General features: G+C 59.0%; 23 protein-coding genes. 9 read left to right on the top strand and 14 right to left on the bottom strand.

Annotated features, from left to right (window positions below):
* Positions 1-157 precede the first annotated feature (157 nt).
* Positions 158-1,555 carry a chromosomal replication initiator protein DnaA gene (dnaA, locus tag HDE75_RS25865; RefSeq protein WP_183682773.1) on the bottom strand — a complete coding sequence of 466 codons (1,398 nt, stop codon included), beginning with the start codon at positions 1,553-1,555 and terminating at the stop codon, positions 158-160.
* A gap of 530 nt (positions 1,556-2,085) precedes the next feature.
* On the opposite strand from dnaA, the gene rpmH reads away from it, so the two are divergent.
* The 5 genes from rpmH (at position 2,086) to mnmE (ending at position 6,148) form a co-directional block, all read left to right on the top strand.
* The gene (rpmH, locus tag HDE75_RS25860) at positions 2,086-2,220 is read left to right on the top strand and encodes a 50S ribosomal protein L34 (protein ID WP_010401996.1); all 135 of its coding nucleotides are present in this window, start codon (positions 2,086-2,088) and stop codon (positions 2,218-2,220) included.
* A 23-nt stretch (positions 2,221-2,243) separates the two neighbouring features.
* Entirely contained in the window at positions 2,244-2,684 is a 441-nt protein-coding gene (gene rnpA, locus HDE75_RS25855) for a ribonuclease P protein component (protein WP_183682770.1), read from the top strand.
* Positions 2,681-2,941: a membrane protein insertion efficiency factor YidD gene (gene yidD, locus HDE75_RS25850; protein WP_183682767.1), complete on the top strand. Its 261-nt coding sequence runs from the start codon at positions 2,681-2,683 to the stop codon at positions 2,939-2,941. Before rnpA ends, yidD begins: the two co-directional genes overlap by 4 nt.
* An 11-nt stretch (positions 2,942-2,952) precedes the next feature.
* Positions 2,953-4,686 (top strand): membrane protein insertase YidC, encoded by a 1,734-nt coding sequence (gene yidC, locus HDE75_RS25845; protein WP_183682764.1) that lies wholly within the window; start codon positions 2,953-2,955, stop codon positions 4,684-4,686.
* 82 nt (positions 4,687-4,768) lie between these two features.
* Positions 4,769-6,148: a tRNA uridine-5-carboxymethylaminomethyl(34) synthesis GTPase MnmE gene (gene mnmE, locus HDE75_RS25840; protein WP_183682761.1), complete on the top strand. Its 1,380-nt coding sequence runs from the start codon at positions 4,769-4,771 to the stop codon at positions 6,146-6,148.
* Positions 6,149-6,166: 18 nt separating this feature from the next.
* Here the strand turns inward: mnmE and HDE75_RS25835 are convergent, their stop codons facing one another.
* Positions 6,167-7,117 carry an AraC family transcriptional regulator gene (locus HDE75_RS25835; protein ID WP_183682758.1) on the bottom strand — a complete coding sequence of 317 codons (951 nt, stop codon included), beginning with the start codon at positions 7,115-7,117 and terminating at the stop codon, positions 6,167-6,169.
* A 76-nt stretch (positions 7,118-7,193) separates the two neighbouring features.
* On the opposite strand from HDE75_RS25835, the gene HDE75_RS25830 reads away from it, so the two are divergent.
* The 3 genes from HDE75_RS25830 to HDE75_RS25820 all read left to right on the top strand — a co-directional run bounded on the left by HDE75_RS25830 (position 7,194) and on the right by HDE75_RS25820 (position 9,276).
* A complete protein-coding gene (locus HDE75_RS25830; RefSeq protein WP_183682755.1) occupies positions 7,194-8,012 on the top strand; it encodes an SDR family oxidoreductase in 819 nt (272 codons plus the stop codon).
* Positions 8,009-8,995 carry a patatin-like phospholipase family protein gene (locus HDE75_RS25825; protein WP_183682752.1) on the top strand — a complete coding sequence of 329 codons (987 nt, stop codon included), beginning with the start codon at positions 8,009-8,011 and terminating at the stop codon, positions 8,993-8,995. The genes HDE75_RS25830 and HDE75_RS25825 overlap by 4 nt, the downstream gene beginning before the upstream one ends.
* A 77-nt stretch (positions 8,996-9,072) precedes the next feature.
* Positions 9,073-9,276 carry a hypothetical protein gene (locus HDE75_RS25820; protein WP_183682749.1) on the top strand — a complete coding sequence of 68 codons (204 nt, stop codon included), beginning with the start codon at positions 9,073-9,075 and terminating at the stop codon, positions 9,274-9,276.
* A gap of 5 nt (positions 9,277-9,281) precedes the next feature.
* Here the strand turns inward: HDE75_RS25820 and HDE75_RS25815 are convergent, their stop codons facing one another.
* Positions 9,282-9,917, bottom strand: coding sequence for an Hpt domain-containing protein (locus HDE75_RS25815; RefSeq protein WP_183682746.1), 636 nt, complete (start codon positions 9,915-9,917; stop codon positions 9,282-9,284).
* 107 nt (positions 9,918-10,024) lie between these two features.
* Positions 10,025-10,993, bottom strand: a complete 969-nt coding sequence (locus HDE75_RS25810; RefSeq protein ID WP_221292011.1) for a CAP domain-containing protein — start codon at positions 10,991-10,993, stop codon at positions 10,025-10,027.
* A 294-nt stretch (positions 10,994-11,287) separates the two neighbouring features.
* Here HDE75_RS25810 and pssA point away from each other — a divergent pair, with 294 nt between their 5' ends.
* Complete coding sequence (gene pssA / locus HDE75_RS25805; protein ID WP_183682743.1) at positions 11,288-12,028, top strand: CDP-diacylglycerol--serine O-phosphatidyltransferase; 741 nt, start codon at positions 11,288-11,290, stop codon at positions 12,026-12,028.
* A gap of 18 nt (positions 12,029-12,046) precedes the next feature.
* Here the strand turns inward: pssA and HDE75_RS25800 are convergent, their stop codons facing one another.
* The 10 genes from HDE75_RS25800 to HDE75_RS25755 all read right to left on the bottom strand — a co-directional run bounded on the left by HDE75_RS25800 (position 12,047) and on the right by HDE75_RS25755 (position 21,788).
* Complete coding sequence (locus HDE75_RS25800) at positions 12,047-12,973, bottom strand: aldo/keto reductase (protein WP_183682740.1); 927 nt, start codon at positions 12,971-12,973, stop codon at positions 12,047-12,049.
* A gap of 134 nt (positions 12,974-13,107) precedes the next feature.
* The gene (locus HDE75_RS25795) at positions 13,108-14,253 is read right to left on the bottom strand and encodes a D-alanyl-D-alanine carboxypeptidase family protein (RefSeq protein WP_183682737.1); all 1,146 of its coding nucleotides are present in this window, start codon (positions 14,251-14,253) and stop codon (positions 13,108-13,110) included.
* A gap of 113 nt (positions 14,254-14,366) precedes the next feature.
* Positions 14,367-15,020 (bottom strand): alpha/beta hydrolase, encoded by a 654-nt coding sequence (locus tag HDE75_RS25790; protein ID WP_183682734.1) that lies wholly within the window; start codon positions 15,018-15,020, stop codon positions 14,367-14,369.
* Positions 15,021-15,076: 56 nt separating this feature from the next.
* On the bottom strand, positions 15,077-15,394 hold the full coding sequence (locus HDE75_RS25785) for a (2Fe-2S) ferredoxin domain-containing protein (protein ID WP_183682731.1): 318 nt from the start codon (positions 15,392-15,394) through the stop codon (positions 15,077-15,079).
* Between the two features lie 40 nt (positions 15,395-15,434).
* The gene (locus HDE75_RS25780; RefSeq protein WP_183682728.1) at positions 15,435-16,622 is read right to left on the bottom strand and encodes a VanZ family protein; all 1,188 of its coding nucleotides are present in this window, start codon (positions 16,620-16,622) and stop codon (positions 15,435-15,437) included.
* Entirely contained in the window at positions 16,619-17,230 is a 612-nt protein-coding gene (locus tag HDE75_RS25775) for an ABC-type transport auxiliary lipoprotein family protein (protein WP_183682725.1), read from the bottom strand. Before HDE75_RS25775 ends, HDE75_RS25780 begins: the two co-directional genes overlap by 4 nt.
* 12 nt (positions 17,231-17,242) lie before the next feature.
* Positions 17,243-18,202 carry an MlaD family protein gene (locus HDE75_RS25770; protein WP_183682722.1) on the bottom strand — a complete coding sequence of 320 codons (960 nt, stop codon included), beginning with the start codon at positions 18,200-18,202 and terminating at the stop codon, positions 17,243-17,245.
* On the bottom strand, positions 18,202-19,092 hold the full coding sequence (locus tag HDE75_RS25765) for an ABC transporter ATP-binding protein (RefSeq protein WP_183682721.1): 891 nt from the start codon (positions 19,090-19,092) through the stop codon (positions 18,202-18,204). The genes HDE75_RS25770 and HDE75_RS25765 overlap by 1 nt, the downstream gene beginning before the upstream one ends.
* Complete coding sequence (locus HDE75_RS25760; RefSeq protein WP_183682719.1) at positions 19,089-20,225, bottom strand: MlaE family ABC transporter permease; 1,137 nt, start codon at positions 20,223-20,225, stop codon at positions 19,089-19,091. The genes HDE75_RS25765 and HDE75_RS25760 overlap by 4 nt, the downstream gene beginning before the upstream one ends.
* A 69-nt stretch (positions 20,226-20,294) precedes the next feature.
* On the bottom strand, positions 20,295-21,788 hold the full coding sequence (locus HDE75_RS25755; RefSeq protein WP_183682717.1) for a B12-binding domain-containing radical SAM protein: 1,494 nt from the start codon (positions 21,786-21,788) through the stop codon (positions 20,295-20,297).
* Positions 21,789-21,990 lie beyond the last annotated feature (202 nt).

The raw sequence follows: 21,990 nt of genomic DNA, 5'->3' as shown, positions 1-21,990 counted from the left end.
ATCCTCAATCTATAGGTTTAACAATACTTAGTTTAACGTATTTATTTAACAATGTTGCTCTGGAAGCTGCTCTGCAAAGTCCGACGGATCGGCCGCGGACTCTCTTCCAGATAATAAGGGTAAAGCACGATTTGAGCCAGTCTTGCAGCAGCGTGCTTTAGCCTTTTAGCGTTTGTTCCAGAACATGCAGTTCGTGGTTGCATTCCGGATTTTTTGTGCGGTCCAGCGCGATCTTGCGCACCGCGTGCAACACGGTCGTGTGATCGCGGCCGCCGAACAGTTCGCCGATCTCTGGCAAGCTCTTTTGCGTCAATTCCTTGGCCAAATACATGGCGATCTGGCGCGGCCGGGCGATATTTGCCGGACGGCGCTTCGAATACATGTCGGCCACCTTGATGTTGAAGAAGTCGGCCACCGTTTTCTGGATGTTTTCCACGGAAATCTGGCGATTCTGTACCGACAGCAAGTCCTTCAGGGCTTCCTTGACGATATCGATGGTGATGTCTTTGCCATGGAAACGCGAGTAGGCCAGGATCTTGCGCAGCGCGCCTTCCAGCTCGCGCACGTTCGAGCGCAAGTGTTTGGCGACAAAGAAGGCCACGTCGTCCGAGAAGGTCACGCCTTCCTGCTTGGCTTTTTTCAACAGGATCGCTACCCTCATTTCCAGTTCCGGCGGTTCGATGGCCACCGTCAGGCCCGAGTCGAAGCGCGAAATCAAGCGGTCATCCATGCCGGTGATTTCTTTCGGATAGGTATCCGAGGTGATGATGATCTGTTTCTTGGCGGCAATCAGTGCTTCAAACGCATAAAAGAACTCTTCCTGCGTGCGGCTCTTGCCGCCGAAGAATTGAATATCATCGATCAACAGCATGTCGAGCGAGTGATAGTAGTGCTTGAAGTCGTCGAAACCCTTGCGTTGGTAAGCGGTCACTACGTCGCGAACATACTGTTCTGCGTGGATGTAGCGTATCTTCGCACCCGGATTGTCGGCCATCACCTGGTTGCCGATGGCATGGATCAAGTGAGTTTTACCGAGGCCCACGCCGCCGTAGAAGAACAGCGGGTTATAGGACACGCCCGGATTGTTGGCCACCTGGATCGCGGCGGCGCGTGCCAATTGGTTGGCCTTGCCGGTGACGAAGCTGTCGAAGGTCAGGTCGGTGTTGATGCGGCTTTGCTCACGGCGCGGGGCGGCGCCTATGCTCAGTTCCGGCACGCTCGGGGGCGCTTCCACGGCGCTGCGCGCACTGGGCGCGCCGCCATTCGGATCGCTGGCCGGGGTGCTGGCGGCAACTGGTTTTTTAGGCAATGCCGGGCGCGGGTCGAGCACGAACTGCACGTCCGTGGGCGCTTCGAAATATTGTATGGCCAATGCGGTAATGCGGCTGGCGAACTGGGTCTTGACCCAATCGAGCTTGAATCGATTGGGCGCAGCAATGCGCAGCTTGCCCTCTTCGTAATCGAGAGGGATAAGCGGTTTTATCCACGCACTGAATTGTTGCGGTGTCAGCTCCAGTTCCAACTGCGCGGAACAGGCCTGCCAGAAATTATCCATGAATCGTCTATGTGAAAAGGTGTGGGAGGGCGTATCGATTCTGCCCTGCGTTCACCGTGTTGCAAGGCCGGCGTCGCGCGAGGGCTCGCCACACGTAACGCGCTATTCTACTCCCGACCGCCAAAGTTATCCACAGGCGCGCCGCTTATTTTTATGTGGGGCGCGTGACGGCATGTGCATAAGACGCGACTTATCCTTGCTGTTTTTCGCCGTTATCGAGCACTGATGCGGCATAGCGCCCTATGATGATGCGTGGAAAATTCCTGGCGATCACGGCAATCCTTGACAACAGGGGGCCATATGCTGAATAATTCAGGGTTCCCCGCCCGTATTCCGTGTTTATTCATTTGGAACGACAATATGGACTAAGCGTGGATTAACGACGCAGTAGCAGATTTGCTACGCGTTTCAGCGGGCGATGAGATTGGCCAGCTTGTGCCTTGGCATAAGTGCGCGATTGTCATTGGCACCAAAAACTGACGGGACGTCAGACCCGATTTTGCATTTTTTTTGTTTTTAGCGAGACCAACATGAAACGTACTTACCAACCTTCCGTCGTTCGCCGTAAGCGTACGCACGGCTTCCGCGCTCGTATGGCTACCCGTGGTGGCCGTGATGTGCTCAACGCACGTCGCGCAAAAGGCCGCAAACGTCTGGCCGTCTAGGCTTGTCGTTGACAGCTGATCGCGTGGCTAGCTGTACTCCAGTCGGCAATTTTCGCGAAGGTTCACACGACTTCGCGCGCTTTCGGCGTATCGTTAAAACGGATGAATTTTCATCCGTTTTTCGTTTGCGCCCTTCGCAAAAAACAGCGCATTTTGTGCTGTACACCCGACATAATCAATTGCCGCATGCGCGGCTGGGCGTCGTTGTGGCCAAGCGTTTCGCGCCGCGCGCGGCGACCCGCAACACGATCAAGCGCGTGACGCGCGAGCTGTTTCGCAACAGCGCGCTGCCGCCGGTCGACTGTGTGGTGCGCCTGTCGCGCGCCGTCAACAGCAAGGATGGTCCGGCCACCACGGCCAGGCTGAAAGCCGAACTGCGTGATGAACTGAGCCGCTTGTTTGCGGCGCAAGTCGCTGCCCAGGCCCGCTCGTCCGCTGCACCGCCACCACCGTCCGTGCCATGAAAACCCTGCTGCTGTTCTTGCTGCGTGCTTATCAGTTACTGATCAGCCCCGTGCTGGGACAGAATTGCCGTTTCTATCCTAGCTGTTCGCACTATGCGATGGAAGCGTTGCGCGTGCACGGCGCCGCCAAGGGCAGCCTGCTGGCTGCCAAACGCGTCTGCCGTTGCCACCCCTGGAATGACGGGGGCGTCGATCCGGTGCCACCGGCCGATGGCAAACAATCTTCAACGACCGCTTGCGGTTGCAACCACTCCTGACAAATACCCTAATGGATATCAATAAACGTACCATCCTGTGGATCGTGTTTTCCGTCTCGCTGGTAATTCTCTGGAACGAATGGATGATCTCGAACGGCAAGCCGTCGATGTTCTCCTCGAACACGGAACAAACCGCGAAGGCCCCCGTTTCCCCAGCCTCGACCGTTTTGCCGGCGACCGGCGGTGTGACGACAGGCGCGCCTGGCGATAGCGCTGATCCCGCCGCTTTCAAGAGCGAGCGCATTACCATCACCACCGATGTCATCAAAGTCGATATCGACACGCTGGGTGCCCAGGTCAAGCGTCTGGAATTGCTGAAGTTCAAGGGCGCGGGCAATCCGGGCTGGTTTGGCGGCTGCTTCGGCCTGTTCAAGGCTTGCCAGCCTGACGCCGGCAAGGAAAATGAAGTGCTGTTCGACGAAGGCGCGAACCATACTTATGTGGCGCAATCGGGCCTGGTCGGCGGTCCTTTCCCTACGCATAACACCGGTTTCACGGTATTGCCTGGCGTGCGCACCCTGGGTGATGGCAAGCAGATTCAACTGGTGATGGAAGCGGTGCAAGGCGGCGTCAAGCTGACCAAGACGTTTACCTTTACCCGCGGCGATTATGTGATCGATGTGCGCGATAGTGTCACGAACGTGGGCACCACGCCAGTCTCGCCACAGTTGTACATGCAACTGGTTCATGACGGCAATAAACCTGTCGGCGATTCTTTCTTCAATAGCAGCTACACGGGCCCAACCCTGTACACGCCGCAAGACAAGTACCAAAAGCTGACGTTCGAGAAAATCGAAAAAGCGACCCTGGAAGATGAGAAAAAAGGTACGGACGCGGCCATGAAGGGCTTGCATCCTCAAAAAGCGGACGGCGGCTGGTTTGCTATTTCGCAACACTTCTTTGTCTCGGCTTTCGTACCGCCAGCAAATATTGCACGCGATATCTTCACCAAGAAACTGTCGACCAATCTGTACGCGATCGGCAACGTGGTATCCCTGCCGACCCTGGCGCCTGGCGCCTCGGCTGCGCTGGACAGCAAGCTGTACTCGGGTCCGCAAATCGCCCATTTGCTCGAACCAGTCTCGCCTGGCCTGGAACTGGTCAAGGATTATGGCTGGCTGACCATCATCGCCAAGCCTATTTTCTGGGTCATGGAGCACATCCACAGCGTGCTGGGTAACTGGGGCTGGACGATTATTGCCTTCACCATCCTGATCAAGCTGGCCTTCTTCCCGCTGTCGGCTGCAGGCTACCGCAGCATGGCCAAGATGAAACTGGTCACGCCGAAGATGCAGGCGATTCGCGAGCGCTATAAAGGCGATCCGCAAAAGATGAACCAGGCCACCATGGAGCTGTACAAGACTGAAAAGATCAATCCGCTGGGCGGCTGCCTGCCGATCCTGATCCAGATGCCAGTCTTTATCGCCCTGTACTGGGTGCTGAACGCGTCGGTGGAAATCCGCGGCGCGCCATGGATAGGCTGGATCACCGATCTGGCCCAGCATGACCCATGGTGTATCCTGCCAGTGTTGTACGCGATCTCGATGTTTATCACGACCAAGCTGAACCCGGCTCCGGCCGATCCGATGCAAGCGAAGATGATGCTGTTCATGCCTTTGGCATTCTCGGTGATGTTCTTCTTCTTCCCGTCGGGTCTGGTACTGTACTGGGTCGTCAATAACGTCCTGTCGATCGGCCAGCAATGGGTGATCACCAAGAAATACGCGCCAGCCGCCGCCAAGTAAGCACGGCCCGCGAACCGAAAGCCCGCCTCGCGCGGGCTTTTTTTGCGCCTGCTTTTGCCCTGAAATAATCTACAATATCTCCATGAAACTCGACTCTTCCCCTATCGCCGCCATCGCCACCGCACCCGGACGCGGCGGCATCGGCGTGGTACGCGCCTCCGGCAAAAACCTCGCTCCCCTGATGACGGCCCTGTTCGGCGCCCAGGCCCTGAAACCGCGCCATGCCAGCTACCTGCCATTTACACAGGCCGATGGCAGCCTGATCGACCAGGGTATCGCCATCCACTTCAAGGGACCGAACTCGTACACGGGCGAAGACGTGCTGGAATTGCAGGGCCATGGCGGCCCCGTCGTGCTGCAATTGTTGCTGGCGCGCGTGCTGGAAGCGGGCAAGGACAGCGGCTTGCGCCTGGCTGAGCCCGGCGAATTCACGCGCCGCGCGTTTCTGAACGATAAGCTGGACCTGGCGCAAGCCGAAGCGGTGGCTGACCTGATCGACGCCTCGACCGAAGCGGCGGCAAAATCGGCTTCGCAATCGTTGTCGGGCGCTTTCTCGAAAACCATCCACGAACTGGTGGAACAAGTGACGGGCTTGCGCATGCTGGTCGAAGCGACCCTGGATTTCCCGGAAGAAGAAATCGATTTCCTGGAAAAATCGAATGCGCGTGGTCAGCTGAAGGCCGTGATCGAGGCATTGAATAAAGTCTTCAGCCAGGCGGCGCAGGGCGCGCTGCTGCGCGAAGGCTTGAATGTGGTACTGGCCGGTCAGCCCAATGTGGGTAAATCGTCATTGCTGAACGCGCTGGCGGGCGCCGATGTGGCGATCGTGACGCCGATCGCCGGCACCACGCGCGACAAGGTCAGCGAAACCATCCAGATCGAAGGCATACCGCTCAACATCATCGACACGGCCGGCATCCGCAACGCGGGCGAGAACATCGATGCCGTCGAGCGCATCGGCATCGAACGCACCTGGGGCGAAATCGGCAAGGCCGACGTGATCCTGCACTTGCTGGACGCCGACCAAGGGCCGACCCTGGCCGATGAAAGCATCGTCGCCGCCTTCCCCGAGGGCGTGCCGGTGGTGCGCGTATGGAACAAGATTGACTTGTCTGGCCACAAGCCCAGCGTCGATATCTTGCCGGATGCTACCCACGTGTACCTGTCGGCGCATGACCATCTCGGCATCGACCTGCTGCGTACCGAGCTGCTGCGTATCGCCGGTTGGCAACAGACGGGTGAATCGCTGTACCTGGCGCGCGAACGCCATTTGATCGCCCTCAAATCGGCCGGCAAGCATTTGAACATCGCCGCCGAACACGCGGCCCAGGACGACCAGTCGCTGGACCTGTTCGCTGAAGAGCTGCGCCTGGCCCAGGTGCAATTGTCGAGCATCACCGGCGAATTTTCGCCCGACGATTTGCTGGGCGTGATTTTCAGCCGTTTCTGTATCGGTAAATAAGCCGGATTCGTTTTCTTTTTATTGCGCGGCCGTCGCAGCGCGGCTGCTGCGCGCAAATGCACTGGGCGACAGACCAACCGAGCGACTGAAGGCCGTGCTGAAGGCGCTGGCCGATTGATAACCGATCGCATGCGCCACTTCCCCCAGGGACAAGCCATCGTGCCATAACATGTCCTTGGCCAGGGCCATGCGCCACCGCAGCACGTATTCCATGGGAGGAATACCCAGCACCTGCATGAAGCGCGCGGCAAACGCGGCACGCGACATGCCGGCCTGGCTGGCGAGGTCTTCCACCGTCCAGCGCCGAGCCACATCGGCATGGATCAGGCGCAGCGCCACCGCCATGCGCGTATCGCTCAGGCCGGCAAGCAGGCCGGACATTGCCTCTCTCCCTGCGGGCGGTTGCCAGCGCAGCGCTTCAATCAGCATCACTTCAACCAGGCGCATCAGGATGGCGTCGGCGCCCGGCCGTTGCGACTGCGTTTCCGTGCCGATGGCGCGCACGATCCAGGCCAGGTGGTCTGCGCCGCTATCGGCAGCCTTGATATGGATCACGGACGGCAGCAAACTCACCAGCAGCGGAGCGCTGGTGGGATCGAATAGAAAGTAGCCGCCCAGCATGCGGATGGCGGGTGCGTCTTGCTGGTTGCCATGGTGCACCTCCCCGGTCGGACTGGCTTCTGCGATGCGTGTCACCGGCTGTTCAAGGGCGGCCAGGTCGCTGCCCATACGAAAGCCCGGCGTGGCCGGCAGCAGGATGTAATCACCAGGCTCCATCAGGAATGGTGCGCTGGCGTCGAGCTGCATCCAGCAGGAACCTTCCAGCATCAGGCAGAAACTGGGTTGGCCATAGTTCGGGTATTGCACCGCCCAGCTGCCTGAGCCACTGACGAATTTTGACAGCACGGTGCGTGGCCGCAAGAGGCCAACGATGGAAGCTAAAGGGTCACTATTTAGATGATCGCGCATGATTCCAAGACTACTCGCTATGGATCGTCTTGGTCAAGCGTCTTATCATGTATCTCACTTTTTAAAGGAGATGCACATGAAAACGGTATTGATCACAGGTTGTTCCTCGGGTTACGGCAAGGCGACGGCCGAGTACTTTCTGGCGCAGGGCTGGAATGTCATCGCGACGATGCGTCAGCCCGATGCCGATTTACTGCAGGGGCCGGCGGAGCACCTTTGCGTGGTCCCACTCGATATTACGGACGCAGACAGCATAAGCCGCGCCATACGCCTGGGCCAGGCGGCCTTTGGCAAGATCGATGTGCTGGTCAACAATGCCGGCATCGGCCTGTTTTCGGCATTTGAAGCCACGCCGGCCGCGACCATCCGCGAAGTGTTTGAAACGAATACTTTCGGCGTGATGGCCATGACGCAAGCGGTGATACCGCTCATGCGCGCAGCGGGCGAAGGCATGATCATCAATGTGACTTCGAGCGTCTGTTTTGCGGGCATGCCGCTGGTAGCCCCGTATGCGGCAAGTAAATTTGCCATCGAAGGTTTTACGGAATCGCTGTTTTATGAACTCGATAGCGTCGGCTTGCGCGTCAAGCTGGTTGAGCCTGGCTACGGTCCGAATACGCGCTTCACAGCCAATGCAGGCGACCGCATGAACGGCCTCGTGTCGCCGGCCTACGCCGCTTATGCCGGACAATTGATGGCGCAATGGGCGAGTCCTGGCGCCATTACCGAAGCGCAAGACGTTGCCGAGACCATCTTCTTTGCCGCCAACGACCAGTCCGATCAATTGCGCTTTGCGGCAGGCGCCGACAGTAGCCATTTGGCCCATGCGCGCTGGAATAGTACGGATGAGCAATTCCTGTCCGGTATGCGTGCCATGATGAGGATGAAAAAATGAATGCCGTGAAAGCGCTGCCGTGGCTGCCGTGGTGCGTTTGCGCCTGCCTGCTGTTTGCCTGCATGTTGCTGGCTGGCTGCGTCAGCCAGCAGCAGGATGCGGCTAGCGGCATTGCCGAGGTACGTAGCCTGGCACAGGTACGCGGCGATGCCATCCATCGCCCATGCCATGCCGGTGCGCGTCCCGTGCTTGGCCTGGCGCTGGGCGGTGGCGGGCTACGCGGTTATGCGCATGTCGGCGTGCTGCTGGCCCTGGAAGAAGCGGGTATCGAGGTCGGATTGATTACCGGTACTTCGGCTGGCGCCGTGATCGGTGCCGCCTATGCCAGTGGCCGCAATGCTGCCGATATCCGCCAGCTTGCACAGCAAGCGGATATCCGCAGCCTGACTGACTGGCGCCTGAGCACGGTGTCTTTCATGCGTGGCGACGCCCTGGAGCGGTGGGCCGCCGCAATGGCCGGCAATACGGCGATCGAAGCCATGCCGCGCCGCTTTGGCGCCTTGGCGTCGCTGATCGAGAGTGGTGAAGCTGTCTTGATTGAAACAGGCGATCCGGGCCTGGCGATACGTGCGTCGGCTGCTGTTCCTGGCGCGATGCCAGCCGTTGCTTCACCGCGCGGTCCACTGGTCGATGGCGGTATTTCCAGCCTGGTGCCGGTGCGCTTTGCCCGTGCGATGGGGGCGGACGTGGTCATCGGCGTGGATATTTATTGCCATAGTCCGCGCCAGCAGGGAAACTCATTCCTGACGGCTTTTGCCAAGGTCGCGCATACCCAGACTTGTCTTGTGAGCCGTCCGGAAATGCTGGAAGCTGATGTGCTGATTGCCCCTAGCGTGAGCGTGACCGACATGAACGACGCTGCCCAGCGTACGCAAGCCATCATGGCGGGTTATCAGGCGGCAAAGAGTGCCATGCCACAGATCCTCGCGTTGCTGAATCAGGAGCCTTTGCATAAGTTTTCTTTGCAGACTAGCTCCGATTGAGAATTGTCATATACGGTAAATCGTGCTGACGTAATCTTGCTGAGCGGCCTTGAAGTGCCGCTAGGAAAGGGAGCGCCATGGACAGCAAACAGCCGGAAGTCGTGGAAGGCGAGAGGGCAATGACAGCAAGCCTGTCATATCCCTCGGCGCCGGAACTGATCGCGGTCTTGCCGCCCAAGGGCGCATGTTGGTATTGCGATAAGCCGCTCGATGCGGTGCGCCGTTTTTGCAGCAGGAATTGCAGCGCGGCCTATGCGGAAGAAGCGCAATACCATATTTAGACGGCTCAGCGGCAGCGCAGCAGCGCCGCCAGGGCGGCGTCGAAGTCGAATTCATGCGCGGCCGCCGCCACTTCCTGGTACACGTTCACGCCCAGGCTGGCGGCCAGCAGGGTGGCGGAATTTTCCAGGATATCGATGGCTGCGCCGTCGCCTTCGCGCAAATGGCTGGCCAGGCGCGCCAGCAGCAGCTGGATGGCTGGGGCGGCCGGATCGGGCGCCATGTCTTGCGCCGCGATATGTCTTTCTTCAGGCGCCGCCAGCTTGTTGCTGACTGCTTTGAGCAATCGATCCTGTGCCATCTCCAGTTGCTGCATCTGTTCCAGCAGGCTCGAGGCTTGCGCGCGCAATGCCGCTTCCAGGGCCAGCGACAGGGCATATACCTGGTGCGCGCCTATCATGCCGGCGGCGCCTTTCAGGCTATGGGTTTTCAAACGGGCCGACGCATAGTTGCCGGCGTTGAACTCGGCGCGGATCTGGCATGGGGTAGCGCCATGGTCATGCAGGAAGCGGCGCAGGATTTTCAGGTAGAGGATGCGGTCGCCCATAATGCGGCCCAGTCCGGTCTCGATGTCGAGTACCGGGACCGTGCCGGAGGCCGCCGTAGCGGCCTCGTCATCGCAAGTGGCGTGTGGTTTCAGCATGGCTGATTTGCAGGGTAAAGCCTGAACCTTGTCGATTACGGGAATAGCGGGAACGGCAATTCTACATCTGGATATCCTTGAGGCCGTGTTCGTTTGACGGGTTGGAATCAGCGTGTTGTAAACGACCAGTTACGCACTACCGCTGCGCCATTGACCGTGCCGGTGAAGCTGACATCATAGGTGGTTGCCGCTGCCAGTGTCGACAAGGGAATGATGGAAGCGGCCGAGGCCGGCGTATTCGTGTCGGTGGCTTTCTTCAGCAGCAGCACCGTCAGGTCGCTGCCGGCGCCGCGCTGGCGTACGGTGAAGCTTGTGACGTTGAGGCTATCGTAGATATTCGCATGGATGCTGATCGGGTAGCCGACGATGTCCTGGTTCGGTACCGGGTCGGGCGACTCGTTATCACTGGAGAAACTGGTCGCCACCTTGCTCTGTCCGTTGAACGGATAGGTAACAACTTGTCCATTCGATAAGCCCGGACCATAGCCGTTGTTGGCGGCAAAGTCGGTAGTGAAATAAGCGTAGCCGCTGGTATTGACCGCCGCACCGGAGCCGGCTTCCTTGAAGATCGGTTCAAAGATGACGAAGCGGTGATAGATGGCCGTGATCAGTTCTTCAGCCAGGTAAAAGCCCGAGGTATTCGAGGCGCCGGCGATGACTTCACCATAGGCATAGGAATTGGACGTGTTGATCACATAGCCGGCATTGCTCAGCCGGTCCGCCAGTTTCGCGCCCGTAAAGCCTGGTTTGCCTGCGACCTGCTCATGCGATACCGTGTTGTTGGTCTTCAGGTAATCGGAATGGCCCTGCGCCGCGCGGTCGATCAGGCTGTTGCGTGACAGGGACGCCACGCCGATCTGGTTGCGCCGGTAATTGATCCAGTTAAAGCCATCCGTGGCGATGTTGTTGGTCGCTACCGGTGCGCCCGGCTCCTGCGTCAACTGGGACGCTGGCGTCGAGGTCGATAGCGCCGTGCTGGCGCCCGTATCGCTGCCCCCGCCGCCGCAGGCACTGAGCAATGCCGCGATCAGGAGTGTGGGGATCCATGGTTTCCAACGCTGGGATGAGGCGATCAAGCTGGCTCCTGTCTTTTAAAGGGTAAGCTGAATGCGGCGCCTGGCTAGTTTAGCAAGGCGGCGAACCTTGTGAATCGATTTTAAGGCATTTTTATGTGCCGTAGAGCATCATTGCAAAGATATCTCATTGCTGTGTGCGGCTGTCCACATCTGCGGTGCCGCACGTGCGCAGGTTAGAATGAGCATAGTGCATCGTTTGCATTTCCGCTGCTTTTACTGATTTTTTTGATTGTCCATAATTTGAACACCTTGCCCAAGTCTCGCCTTCAACGCGCCAAATACGCCTTGCCCAGCATGGTGACTTTGCTTTCGATAGCATGTGGCTTCGCCAGCATTGTTATTTCCGTCGATAACGCCGGGGTGGGCGACCCTGCCGAGTACCGGCTGGCGGCCGTGCTGCTGGTGCTCGCTGGCGTGTTTGATGCGCTCGATGGCTTTGTGGCGCGCGCCACCGGCACCAGCTCGCAGTTCGGCGTGCAGCTCGATTCGATTGCCGACGTGATGAATTTTGGCTGTGCGCCAGCAGTCTTGCTGTACTGCTATGGTTTTGTGCAGATGGGTGTGCACGATCCGCTGCTGCTGCGTTTTGGCGGCATGGCCAGCTTTTTCTTCGTTGCCTGCGGCGCCATGCGCCTGGCCCGTTTCAATGTGAACGTGGGCCGTACCGATCCGCTGTATTTCGTCGGCATGCCGATCACCGCCGGTGCCGCCTGCGTGGCCGCGGTGGTGGTGGCGTGGCCGGCGCCGATCGACTCGCAGCTGCACAGCTATCTGCTGATGCTGCTGCTGGTGGGAGTAGGTAGTTTGATGGTGTCGACCTTGCGCTTTCCTAGTTCCAAACAAAAGAAAAGCCTGGCCGCCTTGCTGGTGCTGATCCTGGCGATCGCCGCGCTGGTGTGGCTGAAAACCAGTTTCTTTGCCTTCTTCTTCGCCGTCTACATCGTCGCTACCCTGGTCTTGAACCTGGCGTGGTACCTGGGGTGGCGCGGGATCGCTTTACCGCAAGTGTTCCACGATCCCGACGAGCTTGATTAAGCTTTAGCGTTCAAACCCTTAAGCCACCTCATGTCCACGCGCGGCGCGCAGGATGGCGAACCAGTCGTTGCGGCTGAGCGTGAATTGCGTGCCTTCGACCGCCACGCCGACCGCTTCGATGCGTCCCGTTCCCGTCAGTGGCAGTGGGCGCGATGGCAGTTGCATAATCCAGGCAAATACCACGCTGGCAAACGGGCGCTGATGCGCGTCGGCGATGGCCTTGATGACATTGCGCAGGTTTTCCACATTCGCATCGCCACCCTGGAACAAGCGGCCGCCGGCCAATGGCGACCAGATCATTGGCGACACTTTCAGGTCTTGCAATCCATCGAAGGTTTCATCGAACAGCGGCGCCACGTGCAGCGGCGAAAACTCGACCTGGTTCGTCACCAGCGGGAAGCGGCGGTTCAGGCTCTCGAACTGGTGGCGGCTGAAATTGGACACGCCGAAATGCAGCACCTTGCCCGCGTTTTTCAGTTGCGTGAAGGCGCCGGCGATTTCATCGAAATCCATCAGCGGATCAGGACGGTGGATCAGCAGCAAGTCCAGGCGATCGGTGCGCAGCTGGCGCAAGGATTGCTCGACCGAAGCGGTGATGTGCGCCGCGCTGGTGTCGTAGTGCTGGATCTCATGGCTGGGGTGATGCTGCGATAGCAGCTTGATGCCGCATTTGCTGACCAGTTCCATCTTGTCGCGCAAGCCAGGTTGCAAGGCCAGCGCTTCGCCAAACAGGCCTTCGGCGCTGTAGTCGCCATAGATGTCGGCATGGTCGAAGCTGGTAACGCCCAAGGCCAGGCATTGTTCAATAAAAGCCAGGCGTTGTTGCGCCGTCATATTCCATTCGCCGATGCGCCACATGCCGGCGACGATGCGCGACAATTCGGGACCAGTGGGACTGAGGCGGCTGCGTGGCGACTGCAAGCTGGCGGGTAGTACTTGGCTCATGAAAGGCTTTCTGAGGAAGGCGGGTGGATAATCCTGATGATTATAATCAGATGAGCTTGTTTGAGCTGTCATGCAGGCAAAAAAATGCCCGCATCGCTGCGGGCATTTTTCATTGTGCTATCAATGTGCGGCGATTATTTCAGCCACAGGCGCATCGAATCCCACGCGCGGCCAAAGATGGTCGCCTGGTTGATCGGCTCCAGCGCCACCACTGGCAGTTCCAGCAGTACCTTGTCGTCAACCATCATTTTCAGTTTGCCGACTGGTGCATTCTCGGCCAATGGCGCCACCAGCGGGTCCTTGCGTTCCAGCACCGGTTTCATCTTGGCGGCAACGCCTTTTGGTACGGTCACCAGCACGTCACGCGCAAAACCGATCTTCACGGTGCCTTTCGAGCCTTTCCAGACTTCCGGCGTGGCCACGGCCTGGCCTTTCGAGTACAGCTTGACCGTATCGAAGTTCTGGAAGCCCCAGTTCAGCAGCTTCTGGCTTTCTTGCGTACGGGCCTGGTCGGACGTGGTGCCCAGCACCACGGAAATCAAACGGCGCTCGCCCGAACCGCCAGGACGGCGAGCCGAAGCGATCATGCAAAAGCCGGCCGCTTCCGTGTGGCCGGTTTTCATGCCGTCAACGGTAGGATCGAGCCACAGCAGGCGGTTGCGGTTAGGCTGGGTGATCTTGTTGTAGGTGAAGCTCTTGATGGAATCGATTTTATAGAATTCCGGGTAGTCGAGGATCACGCGCGAGGCCAGCACGGACAAGTCTTGCGCCGTGGAGTAGTTCTCAGGGCTAGGCAAGCCGTGTGGATTGCCAAAATGGGTATTTTTCAAGCCCATGCGTTGGGCTTCGCGGTTCATCAGCACCACGAAAGTGCCTTCATCGCCGGCGACGGCTTCGGCCAGCGCCACGGCGGCGTCGTTACCCGATTGAATCATCAAGCCATGCAGCAAGTCATCGATGGAAACCGGGGTGGCGGGGTCGATGAACATTTTCGAGCTGCTGGAATCCACTTTCCACGCGTGCACGGAGACATTCACTTTTTGATCGAGGGTCAGTTTCTTTTCACGCAGGGCGGCAAACGTCAGGTATGCCGTCATGATCTTCGTCAGGGAAGCCGGTTCGATGCGTGCATCCGGATCTTGCGAAGCAATGATCTGGCCACTGGTGGCGTCGAGCAGCAGCCAGGACTTGGCGGCGATGGTCGGGGCCGGGATGGTTTGCGCAAAGGCGGAAGATAGGAAAAGTACACTGGAGGCCAGTGCCGCTAAGAGTTTTTTCATGGAGGCTGGTCTGCGAAAAAGATGAAGGCTGAGGACCATGTCGCCGATGCTGACATGGTCGCGTGGAAAAAACGGACTAATTATAGGCGTGGAAATGGTAGTAAGCCCACACTTCAGTGCTCATCCGGTGACGAAACCGGTTTATCGCCATGCCACAGCGCGATCACCAGATTCTTGATGTGATTGAGCTTGCGGTGGAAGAAGTGGTCGGCGCCCGGGATCACGATCACGGGAATGTCTTGCGGCCGGGCCCAGTCGAACACGGCGGACAAGGGAATCGTCTCGTCGAGCTCGCCATGGATCAGGATAGTGTTGGCAGGAATGTCGGCCATGGCCCATTTGCCGGCCGCACTGCCGATCAGCGCCAGGCGCTCGGCCGGTGTGCCGGCGGCGCTCAGGCGTTCCTGCAATTTCGACTGCACGAAGGTGCCGAATGAAAAACCGGACAAGGCTACTGGCAAGCCTGGATACAGCTTGAGCATGTGTTCGTATAACAGTTGCATGTCGTCGGTTTCACCCGCGCCATGGTCGTGCACGCCTTCCGAGGCGCCCACGCCGCGAAAGTTGATGCGCGCCACCACATAACCGAGGGCGACAAAGGCGCGCGCCAGGGTTTGCGTGACCTTGTTATCCATCGTGCCGCCATACAGCGGATGCGGATGGGCAACCAGGGCGATGCCGCGCGGGGTGTCTGCCGGGAAATCGAGCAAGCCTTCCATGCTGCCTGCATGGCCGGCGAGGGTAAATTTTTCCGAATTTCTGTTCATGATGCTCATACTGGTGGCGGATGCTTAAGTTAAAGTTAAAACTTGAGGTGAAAGGCTTAAATCTTCAGGCGGTCGACGACTTTGCCGCCCACCAGGTGGGTATCGATGATTTCATCGATATCGCTGTTGTCGACATAGGTGTACCAGGTCGCTTCCGGGTAAATGACCAGTACCGGTCCCTCTTCGCAGCGGTCCAGGCAGCCGGCCTGGTTGATGCGGATCTTGCCCGCGCCACTCATGTTCAAGTCCTTGATGCGGCGCTTGCAATGTTTTTGTGCGCTTTCCGCACCATGGTCGCCGCAGCTGTTGCGGCCGTCTTCACGTTTGTTCATGCAGAAAAAAACGTGGCGTTCAAAATACGATGCTTCGCTCATACTGTTCTCCTGCTATGTTCTCAATGCGCCATCATAACGCTTATGGATGGTCCTCGCGACGTTGGCGCTGCACATCTTCTTGCCGGTTCAGTCTATGCGAGGGCAGGCACAGGAACCACAAGGTCACGAATGGCCATAACAATGCCAGGAATTGGGCCGCGCCATTAAAGTTCAGGAACTTGCCTTGTACCCAGCCTTGCAAGGTGGACATGAAGTAGGGATTGATCGGCGTGACATTCACCATGACCAGGCTGAGCAGCAAAGTGGCGGCCGCCACCCTGCGCTGCGCCACATGCGGTGCGAAAGCCAGGCCGCCCAGCATGATCAGGCCGATCAAAAAGCCGCCCTGGGCGCCCGGCGTAATCCACACAAAAGCGTTTTGCGGCGAAAACAGCAGGGCGCTGGCCATGGAACGGACCACCAGCGCGGCGGCGATCAGGATCAGCATCAGTGCGGCGCGCGGTGCGCCACGGCGCAGCAGGCATAGTAAAGTCAGCACGGCGCCCGTCATGCCGCAGGCCGTGATGATCGTTTCCGATAGCCAATACTGTTCCACCGTCAAGATGGTATCGGGGCGCAGATAGGCGGCCAGGTCGATGTCCGTTCCCACCAGGGTCGACAGCCAGTCCGACAAAATCGGCAGCAATTGCCCCAGGCCGAACAGATAGCCTTGCGGATAGATTTGCGCCAGCGGCCACAGCGCGACCAGTATCAGTCCCTGGCTGGCGTGCTGGGCAAACCAGCGCTGGCGCAAGCGTATCAAATTGCTTTGATCGAGCAGCTTGCGCACCGACAGCGCGCCGATGATGGCGCCCGCGCAGCAGCCGGCCGAATTGGTATAAAAATCCAGGTTCGAAGAGACGCGGCTGGGCAGATAACTTTGCACGGTTTCCATGCTGCCGGAAATAAACACACCGCACACGGTGGCGATCAGGATGGCCAGCCAGCCCGTGACTCTTGGAAACAAGGAGTACACGATCAGCGCGCCCAGCGGCACGTAGCCGACGATATTGATACCCACGTCGAAACCGGTCCAGTAGCGCGGCATGGCCGTGTTTTCCAGAAAGGTGAACGGCGACAAGCCCGTGCTGCGCCAGCCCGTAAACGGAAACCAGCTGGCATACACGATCAGGAAGACATAGGCGAGCAGCGCCGCGCGTGCCAGCGGCGAATGCCTCAGGGGCGGCAGCGCTGCTGGCGGACTGTCGGCGGCATCCGGGGCAGTCATTCTTTCGGTATGTTCAGCGTGCCCAGCCAGGTCAGCAGGTCGGCGGCGATGGCATCCGAGGCCGAGGCCAGCGCTTGCGCGCCTCCTTGCGCATCGGCGCTGCGGGCGTCGCTGCTGCGGCTGAAGGTTTTCTGGTCGATCAGGCGGTGGCCGCGGAACAGCGAGGCGCGCAGCGAGACATGGCCGCTGCTTTGCGTCTGGGTATCGAAGTTTTGCGAAAAATCATCGACGTCGATGCGCAGCAGCGGTATGCCGCTGGCTGCATCGGTGGTCGACAGCACTTTCACTCCACCCTGGGCGATGCGTGTCTTCAGGCGCTGACTCAGCAGTTGCAGCGGCGGCGTATTCCAGCGGTTGTAGGCGTAAGGGCGCGATTGCTGCGCATCGGCGTACAGCAAACGGTAATACATGCGTTGGCTGTCCAGCCACGATGGACCATTCGCGTCGGCGATCACCAGCACCGGCAGCGGCGGCGCCGTTTGTTGCACCGTCTGGGCGCCAGCCGGGCCGAAATCATAGAAAGTAGGCACCGGGCCGCGGCTGGCGCAACCACCCAGCAGCAAAGCAGTAGCCAGGGTCAGCACGGTAACTGGACGAGAGATGGACATGATGGGTTCTCCTTATTTGCCTGGCGCCGAAAAGCCGGGTTCGCCCGGACCGGGCGGGATGTCAGGGGCGCCAAACAAGATGCTTTGCGGCTGTTCGTTGAGCGTGCTCATGGTGGTTTTCAGGGCGCGCATCGAGGAACGCGCTTCGCCGCTCAGGTCTATGACTTGCGGCAGTACTTCCAGCGCCACGCCGTTGGCCACTGTTTCTACCGACGTGCCCACCTTGTCGACGGTACCATTGACCTTCTCCAGTACGCCGCCTGGCGCCTGGATATCGTTGCCCAGTTTTTTCCAGGTTTGCGTCAGGTCGGACACATTCTTGCTGGCCGTACTGACGGCCGTCAGGGTTTGACGCGTCTGTTCCGTCAATTGCGGCAATTGCACCAGGGTCGGTTGCAACTGCTGGGGAATCGCGCCAAAGGCCTTGGCCGCCTTGCCCACTTCATTGAAGGCACCCAGCATGGCCGCCTGATTGTCCGGGCTCAGCAGGTTGTTGACCTTGCTGGTGATCTGTTCGGCCTGGTCGAGGATGCGCTTGCCGCGTTTTTCCAGCTGGTCGAGCAAGCCTGCGCGCAGGGGTATCAACGAAGGCTGATCCTTGCTGGTGCCCAGCAATTTGGAGCCCACGTGCTCATCGTCCAGCTGGATATAGGCGATACCTGTCACGCCCTGGTAGCCCAGGCTGGCAAAGGTGGTGTTAGTCACTGGCGTATCGGGCGCAACACTGATATGCACCAGGATTTGGCCCGCTTTTTGCGTATCGAAATCGATGGCGTCCACTTTGCCCACTTCCAGGCCACGGTAGCGCACGGTGGCTTGCGGGTTCAGGCCCGGCACCGACAAGGTGGTAGCCAGTAAATAAGGCACCCGTTCCACGCGGTCGCGGTTGAACCAGACGCCGAACAGGATGGCGGCGATCAGCAGGGTGAGTGTGAAAAAGCCCGTCATCAGGGCGTGTGATCTGTTTTCCATTACTTCTCCGCTTTCTTGTCTATGCCGACGTGTTCGCCTGGCGCTGCAGCGTTGTCATTTCCATTATTCTTTTCATCGAGCGCTTCCAGCGCGCGTTTGCCGCGGTCGCCAAGGAAAAATTGCTTGATGAACGGGTGATCAAACTGGATCACCTCGCGCGTGGGACCGATCGTGATCACGTGTTTTGCCGCCAGCACGGCGATGCGCGTGGACAGGGCGAACAGGGTGTCGAGGTCATGCGTGACCATCACCACCGTCAAGCCCAGTTCGCGGTGCAGCGACTGTATCAGGCTGACGAAACTTTCCGACAAGTCCGGGTCCAGGCCCGCCGTCGGTTCATCGAGAAACAGCAGCTTCGGTTCCAGCGCCAGGGCCCGTGCCAGCGCCACGCGCTTGATCATGCCACCCGACAAGTCCGACGGCATCTTGGCGGCGTGTTCCGGGCCCAGACCCACCATATTCATCTTCAGCAACACCGCGTCGCGTATCAGCGCTTCCGGCAGCACGCGCAATTCGCGCATGGGCTGGGCCACGTTGTCGAACACGGTCAGGGCAGAATACAGTGCGCCTTGCTGGAACAACATGCCCCAGTGGTTGCGCAATTGCTGCAATTGTGCGGAACTGGCTTGATTGATATCTTCGCCAAACACTTTGACGCAGCCGCGCGCCGGATGTTCCAGGCCCAGCATCTGGCGCAGCAGCACTGTTTTACCGGTGCCGGAGCCGCCCACGATAGAGAGAATTTCACCGCGTTCGATTTCCAGGTTCAAGTCCTGGTGCACCACCGTGCGGCCGAACTTGGTCCACAGATTGGTGATTTCCACTACCGGCGCGTCGCCGTGCAGATTGAACTGGCCTTCGCTGGCGGGGCTGCAAATGTTCTCGCTCATCGGTAGCCCACCCCATTGAAGACGATGGCGAATACCGCGTCAGCCAGGATGACGACGGTAATGGCCGTGACGACGGCGGTGGTGGTGCCGCGTCCCAGGCTTTCCGTATTGGCCTTGATGCGCAAGCCGAAGTGGCAGGAAATCAGGGCGATCAAGATGCCGAAGACCACGCCCTTGCCCAGGCCGATCATATAGTTGGCCAGCGGAACGGCATCCGGCAGTTTCTGGATGAAATAGCGGGCTGACAGATTCAGTTCTGTCTTGGCCGCCACCATGCCGCCGATCAGCGCTGCCGTATCGGTCCAGATCACCAGCAGGGGCATGGAGATGGCCAGTGCCAATACTTTCGGCATGATCAGGCGAAAGCCGTGCGAGATGCCCATCACCAGCATGGCGTCGAGTTCTTCCGTGACACGCATCACGCCCAGCTGCGCCGTGATGGATGAGCCGGAGCGGCCGGCTACCAGGATCGCGGCCAATAAGGGCCCCAGCTCGCGGATCACGCTCATGCCCAGCAGGTTGACCAGATAGATATCGCCGCCAAAGGCGCGCAGCTGCTGTGCAGACAAGTAAGACAGCACCACGCCGATCAGAAAGCCCACCAGCGCTGTGATGCCCAGCGCCTGGAAACCGGCATGGTAGATATTGGCGGAAATTTCACGCCATGGGCCGCGCAGCGGGTGGCGGATAAAGTGCGCCGTATCCTGCGTCACCTGGCCTACCAGGGCAATAAAGCCTTTTAAATGCTCGAAAAACAGCAGGATGGCCATGCCCAGCTTCATCACGGGCGTCAGGCGGTTGGCGCGGGACGCCGGCATTTCCAGTGTCCCGGTTTCCTCGATGCGCTTGAAAAATTCTTCCTGGGCCGGCGCCAGGGTCAGCTGCGCAGGGCGTACCTTGCCCCAGGCATTCCAGAAATACTGGGCGCCGATATGGTCCATGCTGGCAATTTGTGACAAATCCCAGCTGACATTCTTGTCACCAAGCACGGGCTTGAGCTGGGTTTCGATGGCCTTGATGGCATTGTCGTGCGCCAGCGCATGCACCTGCCAGGTGCCGCTGGCAGTCACAAGAGCTCCCTGTTGGGAGCTGGTATGGGAGAGAGTCAGTATCGGCGATTGGACAGTGGGCATCGCACCAGTTTAAGGGAGATTGGCCCAGACCGCCACCGATGTTCATTTTGCTATGTTTACTGGCGCACCTTAGGCGGCAAGATGGCGCGCCTGGCGCTGCGGCAGAGTGGCCTCCGGACGCGCCTTGGTTGTGTGGCTATGCGCCTGCGCGCCACCCGCATAATCGCTGGCCAGCAAGGCATTCGCTTCGACCTCGCTCATGCCGCGCGTTTGCAGCCATTGCGCCACCAGTTTGGCCAGGCGCTCCATGGCGATACGGTGGGTGGCGTCCGTGTGTGCGTACAGCCAGTTCGAGAAATCCATGAAGTTCTCGAATGGTGCATCGCCCAGCATCCACTGCACCGTATTGGCGAAACGGCCCGAGTTGGCGACCAGGTCCCAATAGCGGGCGAAACGCACCAGGCGCTGCATGCTCATGAAGTCCAGCTGCTTGTTGGCCAGGATGGTGTAGGGCGGATGCGGGTCATACACCATGCCAAATTGCTCGGTATGGCGGATGATGGGTGTGCCGCGCAGGCGTTTCAAGATGCCGAACTGGATTTCATGCGGATTCAGGGCCACCAGTTTATTAAAGCCGGCGGCAAAACTGACCTCATCTTCGCCTGGCAAGCCGGCGATCAAGTCCACGTGCAAATGGGCGTTCGATTCTTCGCATAGCCAGCGGATATTGTCGGCCGCCTTTTGATTGTCTTGCTTGCGGCTCACCAGCGATTGCACGTCCGGGTTAAAACTCTGGATGCCGATCTCGAATTGCAGCGCGCCGGGCGGGAACTTGCTGATGCCTTCCTTCAGTGCATCGGGCAAGTGATCGGGCACCAGCTCGAAGTGGGCGTAAATCGGATCGTCCGGGTTGGCTTCTATCTTGTCGAGGAAGAACTGCATGATCTTCAGGCTGGTCTTGATATTCAGATTGAAGGTGCGGTCGACGAATTTGAACAGGCGGGCGCCGCGTGCATGCAGGGATTCCATCTCGGCCAGGAAGTTCTCCAGGGCAAATGGCCAGGCCGTCTTGTCCAGCGCGGACAGGCAGAACTCGCACTTGAACGGGCAGCCACGCGACGCTTCCACGTAGATGGTGCGATGTTTGATATCGTCTTCTGTATATAAAGAGTAGGGCAGCTGCAGTTCGGCCAGTGGCGCTTGCACGCCCGCATGGATCTTCATCAGCGGCTTCGGGCCATTCAGAATCTCGCCGCACAGCTTGGGGAAAGTCACGTCGCCCCAGCCCGTGATCAGATAATCGGCCAGCTTCACGATCTCCTGTTCGCCCGGCTCATGCGACACTTCCGGCCCGCCCAGCACGATGATGACGTCCGGCGCCACGCGCTTGAGCATGGCAACCAGCTTGGTGGTTTCTTCCACGTTCCATATATACACACCGAAACCGATGATGCGCGGCTTGTTCGCCAGGATGCGCTCGACCAGTTCCGTGGTCTTGGTGCCGATCACGAATTCCTGCAGCCGCGTCCGCTCTTGCAGAGGCCCCATATTGGCCAGCAGATAGCGCAGCCCCAGCGAAGCATGGGTATAACGGGCGTTCAGGGTAGAGAGCAGGATAGTCATGACGGGCGCAGGTCGGGAAAAACCGTCATTTTACGCGGCTATGGAAGAAAAGCTTGCTTAACAGCCTGGACTTGGCTATAGTTCGCCCCCTCGCTGAACGACGCATCCAAATGCAGAGTGAAGTAGAGAAAAAGAAGGAGTTGACGGACGTAGCGAATTGCTTCATACTCTTCCTTCTTCGCAGCTGACAAACACAACGCTT

It is taken from the genome of Janthinobacterium silvisoli, from assembly GCF_014200725.1.
Classification (GTDB): domain Bacteria; phylum Pseudomonadota; class Gammaproteobacteria; order Burkholderiales; family Burkholderiaceae_D; genus Janthinobacterium.
This window is presented reverse-complemented; position numbering and strand designations above follow the sequence as displayed.

Excerpts from the sequence above, each read along its gene's own strand:
- HDE75_RS25835 (WP_183682758.1), bottom strand. The coding sequence starts at position 7,117 with ATGCGCGATCATCTAAATAGTGACCCTTTAGCTTCCATCGTTGGCCTC.
- HDE75_RS25760 (WP_183682719.1), bottom strand. The coding sequence starts at position 20,225 with ATGCCCACTGTCCAATCGCCGATACTGACTCTCTCCCATACCAGCTCC.
- yidC (WP_183682764.1), top strand. The coding sequence starts at position 2,953 with ATGGATATCAATAAACGTACCATCCTGTGGATCGTGTTTTCCGTCTCG.
- HDE75_RS25780 (WP_183682728.1), bottom strand. The coding sequence starts at position 16,622 with ATGACTGCCCCGGATGCCGCCGACAGTCCGCCAGCAGCGCTGCCGCCC.
- HDE75_RS25770 (WP_183682722.1), bottom strand. The coding sequence starts at position 18,202 with ATGGAAAACAGATCACACGCCCTGATGACGGGCTTTTTCACACTCACC.
- HDE75_RS25795 (WP_183682737.1), bottom strand. The coding sequence starts at position 14,253 with ATGAAAAAACTCTTAGCGGCACTGGCCTCCAGTGTACTTTTCCTATCT.
- HDE75_RS25820 (WP_183682749.1), top strand. The coding sequence starts at position 9,073 with ATGGACAGCAAACAGCCGGAAGTCGTGGAAGGCGAGAGGGCAATGACA.
- mnmE (WP_183682761.1), top strand. The coding sequence starts at position 4,769 with ATGAAACTCGACTCTTCCCCTATCGCCGCCATCGCCACCGCACCCGGA.
- HDE75_RS25815 (WP_183682746.1), bottom strand. The coding sequence starts at position 9,917 with ATGCTGAAACCACACGCCACTTGCGATGACGAGGCCGCTACGGCGGCC.
- HDE75_RS25830 (WP_183682755.1), top strand. The coding sequence starts at position 7,194 with ATGAAAACGGTATTGATCACAGGTTGTTCCTCGGGTTACGGCAAGGCG.
- HDE75_RS25755 (WP_183682717.1), bottom strand. The coding sequence starts at position 21,788 with ATGACTATCCTGCTCTCTACCCTGAACGCCCGTTATACCCATGCTTCG.
- pssA (WP_183682743.1), top strand. The coding sequence starts at position 11,288 with ATGGTGACTTTGCTTTCGATAGCATGTGGCTTCGCCAGCATTGTTATT.
- dnaA (WP_183682773.1), bottom strand. The coding sequence starts at position 1,555 with ATGGATAATTTCTGGCAGGCCTGTTCCGCGCAGTTGGAACTGGAGCTG.
- HDE75_RS25825 (WP_183682752.1), top strand. The coding sequence starts at position 8,009 with ATGAATGCCGTGAAAGCGCTGCCGTGGCTGCCGTGGTGCGTTTGCGCC.
- rpmH (WP_010401996.1), top strand. The coding sequence starts at position 2,086 with ATGAAACGTACTTACCAACCTTCCGTCGTTCGCCGTAAGCGTACGCAC.
- HDE75_RS25785 (WP_183682731.1), bottom strand. The coding sequence starts at position 15,394 with ATGAGCGAAGCATCGTATTTTGAACGCCACGTTTTTTTCTGCATGAAC.
- HDE75_RS25765 (WP_183682721.1), bottom strand. The coding sequence starts at position 19,092 with ATGAGCGAGAACATTTGCAGCCCCGCCAGCGAAGGCCAGTTCAATCTG.
- HDE75_RS25790 (WP_183682734.1), bottom strand. The coding sequence starts at position 15,020 with ATGAACAGAAATTCGGAAAAATTTACCCTCGCCGGCCATGCAGGCAGC.
- HDE75_RS25775 (WP_183682725.1), bottom strand. The coding sequence starts at position 17,230 with ATGTCCATCTCTCGTCCAGTTACCGTGCTGACCCTGGCTACTGCTTTG.
- yidD (WP_183682767.1), top strand. The coding sequence starts at position 2,681 with ATGAAAACCCTGCTGCTGTTCTTGCTGCGTGCTTATCAGTTACTGATC.
- HDE75_RS25800 (WP_183682740.1), bottom strand. The coding sequence starts at position 12,973 with ATGAGCCAAGTACTACCCGCCAGCTTGCAGTCGCCACGCAGCCGCCTC.